Raw genomic sequence first — 11,900 nt, 5'->3', positions numbered from 1 at the left:
GCCTTGGTAAGCGCACCATACCTCTTCACGGTCTTGCCCGTTCCGTAGAGCAAGCTGTTGAGTAGTATATTCAGGTATCGTATTCATACACACTTTAAGTTAGCGATTGTGCGAATAAAGCAATAATTTGAACGTCCTAAAAGTAAGCTTACCTATCGAACCTATGATCTTATCGCGGCGCACCTTCCTAAAACAAACTGTTGCTGCTGGACTTGCGGGGCTAGCAGTGCCTTCTTCCATTATTGACGAAACTCATGTTCAAACTGTTTCGGACAGACTAGTTCCCAACCAGATGGGAGTAACATTGGCCCTCGAGCATGTGCTGGTAGATTTTGTTGGGGCCAAACAGGTGAGTACTGACCGATACGACGCTGACCAAGCCTTCAAGAAGATACTTCCCTATTTGCAGGAAATTAAGAGGCTGGGTTGTCAGACTTTTGTAGAGTGTACTCCAAATTATTTGGGTCGCGATGCTCGTTTACTCAAGCGATTAGCGGAAGCTACCGGATTAAACATACTAACTAATACTGGACTCTACGGAGCCCGCAACGGTATTTTTCTGCCGGACTACGTAGCAAAGGAAACGCCCGAACAACTCGCGCAACGGTGGGTAGATGAGCGCAAAAATGGTATTGATGGTACCAACATCCACCCGGGGTTTATTAAGATTGGCGTTAATAATGGTCCACTGGTAGATTACGACCAAAAGTTAGTACGAGCCGCCGCTCTCACTCACCGCGAAACCGGACTAACCATTGCGGCCCACACTGGCGACGCGCAAGCCGCTTTGGAAGAATTACAGATTGTTCAGGATGCCGGAGTTCATCCGAGTGCGTTTATTTGGGTGCACGCGCAAAACAAAGGCTACGAAAACCACCTAGAGGCTGCTAAGCTAGGAGCTTGGGTAGAATTGGATGGCGTGAGTGAAAGTAGTTATATCGATCATGCTCAGCAAGTGAAAGCAATAAAAGAAGCTGGGTTTCTCAATCAGGTACTCGTTTCCTGCGATGCCGGATGGTACCGCGTGGGTGAACCCAACGGTGGTGAGTACCGCAGCCACGCAGTATTATTTGAAAAGTTTGTTCCTGAACTAAAAAAGCTCGGCCTCACTGAAGCAGATATTGATCAATTGCTAGTAAAGAATCCATCTGAGGCGTTTCCCATTCGGAAGCGTTTAAGATGAACTAACTGATGGAGGAAGCATGAAACTAAAAATAGAATACGGCCCCGGATTTATCGATGTCCACTGCGACTACCCGGTGGATGTGCGAGGAATGGCGGGAAACCCAGAAGCGATAGCGTTGCCAAAAGGTATTACTGATGCTCTAGCGAATCCTATAAACTCACCGTCGTTGCTAGCTATTGCGCAGGAGAAAATCTCTAAAAATCCTGATGCTCAAGCAGTGATTGTGGTATCGGACAATACCCGGCCGGTGCCCTACCGGGGCGAGCACGGTATTATGCGCTATATCATTCGTACTTTATTGGAAGCTGAGTTCGCTCAATCGCAGATTACGGTAATTATTGGAGCGGGTTCGCACCGGAACATGGAGCCTGATGAAATTGAACAGATGTTGGGTTTGCAGGAATCGGAACTGGGGAAAGTACGCGTGACCAACCATGAGTACGATAATAACGATCATCTAATTAATTTAGGAACTACCTCCCGCGGTTCGGAAGTAACTGTAAACCGACAGTACTACGAAGCTGATCTGAAGATTGTGACCGGATTGGTGGAAAGCCACTTTATGGCGGGAGCATCGGGCGGACGTAAGGGAATATGTCCGGGTATTGTGGGCATCAAGACACTCAAAATATTCCACGGAGCTAAGTTTTTGAGTTCAGCCAAAGCAGCCGACTTGGTGTTAGAGGGAAATCCGCTTAACGATGAATCGTTGGAAGTAGCAAAAATGGCCGGTTGTGACTTCTTGGTGAACACTACCCTAGATGCCGAGAAGCGCATAACTGGAGTGTACGCCGGTAATTTGGTGGAAGCGCATAAAGCTGCGGTAGAGAAAATTCGGGGATACGTAGTGGTTCCGCTAGAGCATTACTACGATATTGTCATCATTCCAGCGGGGTTTGTCGGAATTAACCATTACCAAGCAGGGAAAGCAGCTATTGAAGCGGCCCGAGCGGTGAAGCCGGGTGGTCAGATCATTATTATAGCCAAAAACACAGATACTGATCCAGTGGGGGGGCATGGTTATAAACAATCGTTGAAACTACTAGCGGAGCAAGGAAAAGTAAAGTTCTTAGAGATGATTAGTGATCCGCAGTGGGAGATGATTCAGGAACAGTGGCAGGTACAGATGTGGAGCAAGGTGCTCACCCGTATTGAGAATGATAACAACTTAATCTACTGTGCCCTAGAAATTCCTGATGCTGAATATGAGCATCTGCCGGGTGTGCCGGGTTGGAAGTTAGTGGACCAGTCTGAGTGGCCAGCCTTTACCGATGAGGAAAAGGTAGTTCAAATGACGGAAGCAGCTATCCAACGAGCTGTAAGTGAATCAGACAATTCAGAACCATCCATTGTATTACTGAAAGATGGGCCTTACGGTATTCCTGAAGTGACTGAATTAAAATAGTTGGGTGGAATTCTAAGATGGCTACCACACGAGGTTTTTCTTCATAAACTCAGGTAAGATACGCTACACAGCGGTCACCGGAGTAGTTTTAGTTAAGCAGACTACTTTGGAATAGGCATGAATGCATACGTTTATTAATCATCACAGTAAAATTTCCTCGAAAGCAATCTCTTGGGCGGCTAGTACAAACATGGTAGCAGATAGCCCCTGGGTTCGCTCCGAGAGCTGCTCGTAGTAGGCTAAAAAATCTTCGTTAGGCTCGGCTAACCCCAGCATTGTCAGGTCTGCCGATTGCGACTCCTGCTTAAGTAATGTCCAGAAGGAAGTCTGCTCGTTCACAATAACTTTATGCTGAAAGGAAATCCGCATATTCTGGATGATTTGTTCTAGGTTTGCTCTAGCATCCTTTGCTGCAGCTTCGGAGGGTACGGCCATTTTCACTGTAATCTTGGCAGATCGCCAGGCGGGGTCGTTGCTAATCAAGTACGCCAAAATCATCATCAGGGCTCCATTTTTACGAAGACCGCCCCACCACACATCAATCGTATGCTTCCGCTGAAAACCTTCTTTTTCATCATCCCGGACAATCACCACATTACGACGAGCTTGGTAAAACTGCTGAATCATGGCGCAATAAGGGCCGTGGTGGGTTAACTCTCGAGTATCGCCCAGTATGATAGTATTGGGAATTAATGCTCCAATGCCGTACGTCTGAACCAAACGCACTCCGCCAATAAATGGGTCTTCATCAGAAGTGACTTTTACTAGTGCTTCTACACCTCGTTCTTCCAGATAATCCCGAATATTACCCTCCAATGATTTTAATCGGTCGTAGGCGATATCATCAGTCTTTAGTACCGTGGCCACGGTTAATAGCGAACTTCGCTGGGCAATAGCTTTAGCCAACTCAATCAGGTGCCAACGACGAGTCGGTGCTCCGGATAGTACCAGTAGGTGAGGGCGCCAGTTTTTGGGGTCAGGAGTATGATCAATACGTAATAAAGCCGATCGAGTAAGCGCTAGCCACATGCCCCGTCGCACATCACCCCAGGTGGTTCGTAAGCCTCTTCTCTTTAGCCAAATAAACGTAACTCCTACTAACAGAATTGCTATCAGCGTAGCCAGTGGATTAATAAGAAACATAACCGCCACACAACCGATGGCACCTAACAAAGAGAAAAACCAATGAGTACGAAAGCTCGGTCGGAACGATGGACTGCCCAATAGCCGTTCGGTACCAGCCGCTACGTTTAGTACCCCGTAGGTGGTTAAGAAAAACATAGAAAGAATGGGGGCAATCATATCTAGGTCACCGAGTATTACGGCGATCATTGCCAGAATCATCGTAAAAATTGTTCCGGCTCGAGGAATTCCACTAGCAGGGTGCTCTTTTCCTAACCAGTGAAAACTACGAGGGAGTACTTGATCTTGAGCTAGGGCTTGCAGTATACGAGGAGCCCCTAAAATGCTGCCTACCGCACTGGATAGCGTAGCTCCCCACACACCAAGTAGAATGGCATCGCCCCAGAACGAAATACGTCGCATCACCAAGGGATCGTTAATTAACGTATTCGCATCAACTCGGCTGGCTAAGATGATCGGTAAAACCATATACACTAAATAGCCGCAACCTACTGCTAAAAAAGTGCCCTTAGGAATTGATTTAGCTGAATCTTTTAGATCACCCGATAAATTTACACCGGCCATAATACCCGTTACCGCGGGAAAAAATACGGCAAATACGATCCAAAATCCTTCCTTTGGTTGATTGGGTGCTGCCCCCACTAGCTCCGTTGGGGCACTTTCCAGCGGACTACCCAGTACCAGCGATATTAAAGAAATAACAATGGCAGCCAGAATAAAATATTGAGTGCGAATAGCTGCTTCAGTTGAGAATAGTGCTAACAATCCAATCGCTACGGTGACTACGCAGCCTACCAGGGTTATATTGAGCATGGGGAAAACGGCTACCAAGCTTTCGGCAAACCCAATTACGTATAGTGCTACCGAAAGAGCCTGAGCAATAAATAATGGAATACCTACCGCGCCCCCCACTTCTATTCCAAGCGAGCGGCTAATCATGTAGTACGCCCCGCCTCCTTTCACCTGAGTGTCGGTAGCAATAGAGGCAATAGATAGAGCGGTTAGAAAAGTAATGCTGGTAGAAAGCGTGACAATGACTAAAGTACCAATCAGCCCTACATTACCCACTACCCAACCGAAGCGTAGATACATAATTACCCCCAGGATAGTAAGTAGAGAGGGAGTAAAAACTCCTCCGAAAGTTCCCAATTTATTAGGGGAAGTGGCTTGCTCTGACAGGTATGATTTTTTGAGTTCAGTTCCGTTAGCTGGCATAAATATAAGTCGGCTCACCAATCGCCGATACAAATGTGGTTTAAGTCAAGAAATACGTTCTGCTTTAAGCTACAAAATATGGTATAAATATTTACATGTAAGCAAGTTAGGAAGGAATATCCTATACAGAGAAGGTTAGGTAGAATAATGGTAGTATATTTATGCAAATAATTTTCAAAAAATAGCAATAGGTGTGTTTTTTTGATTATTGTTTTGTACATTAGAAAAAATGTAATGGGAATTCTTGACAATTCTTCATTTTACAGTTTTACTACTTTTTTCCCTACTTTACAACAACGTAAGCTCCTCAGAGAGCATAAAGGTCACACTCGCTTGTGGCCTTTATTAGTTAAAAGCTACCTATCTGGCGAGCTAAAGATAACTGTAGGAAACGATTCTGTAGCTTCAAAGAATGATCTATTAATGCTCCGTTCGTATCAGTTAATTGTATGTCGGTAATTATACTGGATAGACCTACGTAATAGCGCAGTTTAGCACTCCATACTTCAGAAAGAGAATAGCCCAGACCCGCATTAATTCCAAAGTCGAGAGACTCATAAAAGTCAAGAGTATTATTACCACTTCGGTCAGTAATCAAATAGGCAATCTCCGGTCCTACTTCAATAAACCAACGATCAAATAGATTGTAGCGGACCAATACCGGAACGCTTAAGTAATGTAGGTTTATTCGCGAAGTGCTACCACAAGGATTCGTTGTTTTAGATCCTTTATTAGAATACTGTAAAGCTGTTATTAGCTTCATTTTCGTAACAATCGGCAAAGAAGCGTAAACTCCAACCAAAGCGGATGGTTTAAGCTGAGAATTATCATCAAAAAAATCAATTCCGTCGGGCTCATTAACCAAAGCAATATCAGAGAGACTCCCGCCAGCGTATATTCCCCACGTTATTTGTGCGTAAACTAACTGTAAGGGAAGCAGTGTCAAGAAAAAGAAGATGATAGTTTTCATCAATGAAAGCGTTTATAAGAAAATGAAGAGTCGCTAAAACTATGATACAATAATTTCGCCAACCGTCGCGATCTTCTCTAATCAATAATTAGCTAATATGATCTATTCTTCAGAAATAGCGGAAAGCTTGCTTCCTTATCAATTGTAGTGTAGTAATGAACAATAATGATTTAGCGTTAGAGCGCACAAAACTGGCGAATGAACGGACTTTTTTGGCTTACAGCCGCACGGCTATTATGTTGTTTGCTACCGGAGCCACGTTTCTGAAGCTCTTTGCTCAAGACTTAGCTTTTCAAATTATAGGGTGGGTTATGCTTATAATTTCTGTTTTGGTGTTTGGGTACGGATTATTTTCTTTCACCAGAATTAGTCGTCGTTTGCGTGAATAACTGTTGCACTATCATCTATTCTCTAAAATAATTACTGAAAATATTCATAAGTAGGTGGAATAATAAACTGAAGGTAGAATAGCCATTTTGGTGCGGCTTTCGTAACTTTCCCACTTCGCAAATCTAACTAGTATGCCTACTCTCGTTGAAACCACCATTGATTTCGCCGCTATAAAACAAGCAAGTCGCGCGGCATTGCAGTTAACTAATCAAGCTATTGATGATGTGCTACGGGCCGTAGCCGACGCTGCTGTCACTCATACTGATTTTATCTTAACAGAAAATCAGAAAGATCTGAACCGTATGGATCCAGCTAATCCTAAGTACGATCGCTTGCAGCTTACCGCCGAACGAATTGAAGCAATAGCGCAAGATATGCGAAAGGTGGCCGACTTGCCTTCTCCCTTAGGAAAAGTATTGGAAGAGCGAACTTTAGAAAATGGATTGCGCCTCGTTAGAAAATCGGTGCCGCTAGGAGTGGTGGGAGTAATCTACGAAGCCCGACCTAATGTAACATTCGACGTATTTGCCCTTTGCCTGAAAGCCGGAAACGTAGCCGTGCTGAAGGGGGGTAGCGATGCTGAATACTCTAATCTGGCAATTGCTGAAGTCATCCATCGAGTGCTGGAAAAACACAACTTAGATCAGAACTTGATGAGTTTGTTACCTGCCTCTCGGGAAGCTACCCATGCGCTACTCAACGCTGTAGATTCGGTAGATGTAATTATCCCTCGGGGAAGCCAAAACTTAATTAACTACGTGCGCGAACATGCGAAAGTACCCGTAATTGAAACGGGAGCCGGTATTGTCCATACCTACTTTGACAAAAGTGGTGACTTAGAAAAAGGTAAAGCTATTGTGTTTAACGCTAAAACCCGCCGGGTGAGCGTTTGCAACGCCTTAGATTGTCTGATCATTCATCAAGAACGTCTTCAAGATTTACCCGAAATCACGCAGAAGCTGGCTACTGAAGATGTAAAGATTTATGCCGATAAACTGAGCTATACCGTACTGTCGGATGTATATCCCGATGAGCTTTTGTATCCGGCTTTTCCAGAGCACTTTGGCACCGAATTTCTTTCCCACAAAATGTCCATCAAAACGGTAGCTAATTTGGATGAAGCGCTCAATCATATTGCCCGGTACAGCTCGAAGCACAGCGAGGCCATTATTGCCGAAGATGAGTCAATAGTACAATCCTATATGCAGGCAGTAGATGCCGCCGCCGTTTACGCTAACACCTCTACCGCTTACACCGATGGTGCTGAGTTTGGTATGGGAGCCGAAATTGGTATCAGCACGCAAAAGCTGCATGCCCGAGGTCCAATGGCTTTGCCGGAGCTAACGAGCTACAAATATTTGGTTTACGGCCAAGGGCAAGTGCGAAAATAAGCTACTGGCGAATCTTATCTAAAAGCTGATTTAAGGCTTTAATCTCGGAGCTAGTGAGTTGGTTTTCGCCCGTCAGAGCAGCATCAATTTCGGGCGATACCTGCTCCAGTAAATCAATACCTTTTTCAGTAATTAAGATATTAACCCTCCGTCGATTTTCTGGACAAATTTCCCGAGTAACGTAGTCGTTGATTCTAAGCTTTTCTACCAGACGAGTTACATTAGACATACGGTTGAGCATACGTTCAGTAACGAGCTGAAGCGAAGATGGAGTAGGGTACTGCCCCTTCAGAATGCGAAGCACGTTAAACTGCTCCTCAGAGATGCCGTATTTTTTGAAGATCGGCAGTGAAATACCAGATAGCCAATTGGCTGTAAACTTAATATTGAGTACTGCCTTATGGAAAGGGTTCTTAAAGTTAGTTTGCTGAATTTCCTGTTCAATCTGCATAGTAGTGTTTCAATCTGTTGTAGGTACAACCGTGAGTTAGTAAAAAAGTTCTTCAATAAGTACAAGGTTAGGAAAGTTTACAACTTTAAGGTCTTTTATGTTACAGATGATAACAAAGCTCGCCTGGAAACCTTAAACTTGTAATGTTCCATCTCAGATTTTTATAGTTAACTGACCATGAGTAAAATTTTAATTATTGGTGCCGGAGGGGTAGGTAATGTAGTGGCCCACAAGTGTGCCGAGGTTTCTTCGGTATTTACTGAAATATTGTTGGCCAGTCGCACAAAATCGAAGTGTGATCAGATTGCTAAAAAGGTTCGTAAAAAATTTCCTAAGACCAACATCACCACGGCCAAGGTGGATGCCGACCGGGTAATGGACCTAATTGCTCTAATGAAAGACTTTGACCCCGCCTTGGTAATCAACGTAGCCCTGCCGTATCAGGACCTAACCATCATGGACGCATGTTTGACTATGAAGGTACACTATCTGGATACAGCCAACTACGAACCGCGCGAGGTAGCCAAATTTGAGTACAAGTGGCAGTGGGACTATCGGGAGCGCTACGAACAAGCGGGGATTATGGCCCTGCTCGGCTGCGGGTTTGATCCGGGAGTAACCGGAGTGTTCACCGCTCACGCGCAGAAGCATCATTTCGATGAGATTCACTATTTAGATATAGTAGATTGTAACGCGGGTGACCACGGTAAAGCCTTCGCGACCAACTTTAATCCTGAGATAAATATCCGGGAGATTACGCAGAACGGACGTTATTGGGAGGACGGAAAGTGGATTGAAACCGAGCCGCTGGAAATCCATCAACCTATTAATTATCCTGATATTGGCGAGCGGGAGTCGTACCTACTGTACCACGAAGAACTAGAGTCTCTCACACAGAACATCCCGCATTTAAAGCGGGCGCGCTTCTGGATGACGTTTTCTCCCCAGTACATTACTCATCTGCAAGTGCTGGAAAATGTAGGAATGACCCGCATTGATCCGGTGAAGTTTAAGGGGCGTAAAATTGTTCCCCTAGAGTTTCTGAAAGCCGTATTGCCCGAACCCTCTTCGCTCGGCGAAAACTATCAGGGGCAAACCTCTATTGGCTGCCAAATTAAAGGGCTGAAAGATGGTGAAGAGAAAACTTACTACGTATACAACAATTGCGACCACGCCCAGACGTACCAGGAAGTAGGAGCGCAAGCCGTCTCTTACACCACTGGGGTTCCCGCCATGATTGGCGCCATGCTACTACTCACCAACCAGTGGCTACGCCCCGGAGTGTACAACGTAGAAGAGTTCAATCCCGATCCATTTATGCAAGCGCTCAACCAGTACGGCTTACCCTGGCACGAGCGAGTAAATCAGCCTTTGGCTTTTGACGAATAATGACGAATGAATAATGATTAGTGATTGATGAATAATAATTAATCATCAGTCATCGCTTTCGCTTCACCGCACTGGCGGACAATCTGATACTCCGTTTTAGCGCATTAGGTGAGGAATATAAGTAGTCTAAAAATTTAGACGCCGATTTACCTTAAATGAGATGCCCCAATCTTTATGTTGGAAGGACTCGGAATAGTTGTCTGAGAAAACCAAATAGACGAAGGATAGCGGCTTATACTCCCACTGTAACCGGGAGTTGATGTTGAAGTTATGAATTTGCTCGTTGTACTGAACATAGGTAGTCCAATTCAGGCGATTGCTGAAAAAAATCTCAGTCGCCAGGCTAAACAGATTGAGGTGCTGGCTACCCAATTCATCGAACGTCAAGGTATTATATTCGTGATTCAGTACCACGTTGAGTAGTGGTAAGAAACGATATCCTAACGTGCCTTCCAGTCGGGTACGGTTTCCTCCGTAGAAAGAACCAAACTGTAGATTTGCCGAGCCATAGATGTTTCTAGTGTAATCACTGTTATAGCCTACTCGGATCGCTGAGTTTTTATAGTGACCGGGGTTAATGAGATTTCCGTTACGTAAGGGATCAAAGGCATACTTCAGTTGGATGTCGTCGTAGAAAATCGATAAGTAGGTTGAGGTTTGGTTGGCGAAGAACAAGCCCGTGTTGTAAAAATAGTTGGCTTCGTATACCTCGCCCTGCTCATCCCAGTATAGGTCTACGCTGGCATTTACGGGCCGATAGCTTTGGATGAAATTCTGATTTTGGGGAAAATGGTTAATGGCAAGACTTTGGGAAAACTGGGTATACCCTTCGCGTATGACGGTGTCCCTGAGGGCATCGTAGTTGCTGATTCGGGGGACAAAACCAATATCCGTTAAGTAATTCTTACCAACCGTATTGACCTTCGTACTAAATGACAATGTTCGGGTCGTGTAATTACTCTCAGCAGAAAAGGCGTGACGATCGCCACTTAGCCCGTCGCTGTCGCTACGGCTGTAGGTCGTAAAACCTGACCACTTTCGATTGATGCTCAAGAAGTTGGCTTTTAGCCCAACTACCCGATTGAAGTCATCTCTGAAAGCCCAGTCTCGCGTACTTTGGCGATTAATGATATAACCTGTGGTACTGAAATTGTTTCCGAATTGCTGCTTGACTGAGGCTACTGTGTAGTTTTCTGAAGTTTCGTTCTCGTCTGATTTACTTTGTACATTGAGCAGGCCAATGCGGGTGTTTGAAGATGCGTTGCCCGACAACTTGAGTCCGGTTAGAATATCTTGGGACGCTCCGATAAATCGCGAATAAAAAGGATTGATATCGTCGGCGAGTTGCAGGGTGGTGAACATATCACTATTCTCTATAAAGAAATTCCGTCGTTCCGGAAAAACGATATTGAACCTCGTCAGATTCGTAACTTGCTGGTCTACCTCTACTTGCGAGAAATCAGGATTGAGTGTAGCGTCCAACCGGAGTCCATCGCTGATTTTATACTGTACATCCACACTAGGTTGAATACTAGCTTTTCTAACCTTTTCGGTTTCCGCAACTACATCCCGTTCGTACCCGGCGGTGACGGAAGGAATCAGCGTGGTCTTAGCCAGCTCAGACGGTTGTAGGTTCTCGATGGCAATTGACTCGAGAAAACGTGTATCATATTGCAAGAAACCGCGCTCGAACTTATTCCATACGGTATACATCCGATCCTTAGCATCACGGGTATAAAATTGGAAATTCCAGTCTGAGATACTTTCATTGTAGCTAAACGTGCTCAGCGGAATTTTCATCTCGTACACTTTATCGGTACCCTGCACGCTATACCCACTTTCCCACAGCGCATCCCAACTCAGGTTGGCATCATCATAATTGGCAATGAGCGCATCCAACTGAACTCCCTGTCCGTTGACGGCAAAAAAGTATCCACGATTTTGGTTACCGTAGGGGTCAATAACTACCCCTACGCAATCGCTAAGATGAAAACCGTCTTCGTAGTTGTCCCGCTTCAGGCTGTTCACTCTAATCTCCGATAGAGAATCGTGATAGACCAGCGCAATATTGAGGTATTCTCCATCCTGAAAAATCCGCACATCGGTATCAAGCCGCGCTGGACCTTCGTTGATGGGAAAAAAATTCTGGAAATTACGGTAGGGAGTTAGCTGCTGCCATGCGGCTTCATCCAGGATACCGTCGGCGGTAATAGCAGATTCTATGAACTGAATCGAATGCTGGGCAATACCGCTCAAAGCAGTGTATTGTAGCAATAGTAACATAATGACTTTTCGCATAGCAGAATAATTCTATGCGCCAATTTGTGAAGGATAAATAAGAGGATTTGACAAAGTATAAG

Annotated in this window: 9 protein-coding genes; 5 read left to right on the top strand and 4 right to left on the bottom strand. The window is 44.9% G+C overall.

Annotated features, from left to right (window positions below):
* The first annotated feature begins 163 nt into the window (after positions 1-163).
* Entirely contained in the window at positions 164-1,183 is a 1,020-nt protein-coding gene (locus WBA23_RS14515; protein ID WP_424582997.1) for a phosphotriesterase family protein, read from the top strand.
* 19 nt (positions 1,184-1,202) lie between these two features.
* Positions 1,203-2,591, top strand: a complete 1,389-nt coding sequence (larA, locus tag WBA23_RS14510) for a nickel-dependent lactate racemase (protein ID WP_424582996.1) — start codon at positions 1,203-1,205, stop codon at positions 2,589-2,591.
* 141 nt (positions 2,592-2,732) lie between these two features.
* Here the strand turns inward: larA and WBA23_RS14505 are convergent, their stop codons facing one another.
* Both WBA23_RS14505 and WBA23_RS14500 read right to left on the bottom strand, forming a co-directional pair.
* On the bottom strand, positions 2,733-4,949 hold the full coding sequence (locus WBA23_RS14505) for a Na-K-Cl cotransporter (RefSeq protein ID WP_424582995.1): 2,217 nt from the start codon (positions 4,947-4,949) through the stop codon (positions 2,733-2,735).
* A gap of 349 nt (positions 4,950-5,298) precedes the next feature.
* A complete protein-coding gene (locus tag WBA23_RS14500; protein WP_424582994.1) occupies positions 5,299-5,919 on the bottom strand; it encodes a porin family protein in 621 nt (206 codons plus the stop codon).
* A 155-nt stretch (positions 5,920-6,074) separates the two neighbouring features.
* Between WBA23_RS14500 and WBA23_RS14495 the strand changes: the two genes are divergently transcribed.
* Both WBA23_RS14495 and WBA23_RS14490 read left to right on the top strand, forming a co-directional pair.
* Positions 6,075-6,308, top strand: a complete 234-nt coding sequence (locus WBA23_RS14495; RefSeq protein WP_424582993.1) for a DUF202 domain-containing protein — start codon at positions 6,075-6,077, stop codon at positions 6,306-6,308.
* Between the two features lie 132 nt (positions 6,309-6,440).
* The gene (locus tag WBA23_RS14490) at positions 6,441-7,700 is read left to right on the top strand and encodes a glutamate-5-semialdehyde dehydrogenase (RefSeq protein ID WP_424582992.1); all 1,260 of its coding nucleotides are present in this window, start codon (positions 6,441-6,443) and stop codon (positions 7,698-7,700) included.
* Position 7,701: 1 nt separating this feature from the next.
* Here the strand turns inward: WBA23_RS14490 and WBA23_RS14485 are convergent, their stop codons facing one another.
* Entirely contained in the window at positions 7,702-8,151 is a 450-nt protein-coding gene (locus WBA23_RS14485; protein WP_424582991.1) for a MarR family winged helix-turn-helix transcriptional regulator, read from the bottom strand.
* Between the two features lie 177 nt (positions 8,152-8,328).
* On the opposite strand from WBA23_RS14485, the gene WBA23_RS14480 reads away from it, so the two are divergent.
* Positions 8,329-9,540, top strand: a complete 1,212-nt coding sequence (locus WBA23_RS14480; RefSeq protein WP_424582990.1) for a saccharopine dehydrogenase family protein — start codon at positions 8,329-8,331, stop codon at positions 9,538-9,540.
* A gap of 126 nt (positions 9,541-9,666) precedes the next feature.
* Here WBA23_RS14480 and WBA23_RS14475 read toward each other — a convergent pair whose 3' ends face one another.
* The gene (locus tag WBA23_RS14475; protein WP_424582989.1) at positions 9,667-11,838 is read right to left on the bottom strand and encodes a DUF5916 domain-containing protein; all 2,172 of its coding nucleotides are present in this window, start codon (positions 11,836-11,838) and stop codon (positions 9,667-9,669) included.
* Between the last annotated feature and the right edge of the window lie 62 nt (positions 11,839-11,900).

It is taken from the genome of Tunicatimonas sp. (assembly GCF_049647865.1).
Lineage (GTDB): Bacteria > Bacteroidota > Bacteroidia > Cytophagales > Cyclobacteriaceae > Tunicatimonas.
This window is presented reverse-complemented; position numbering and strand designations above follow the sequence as displayed.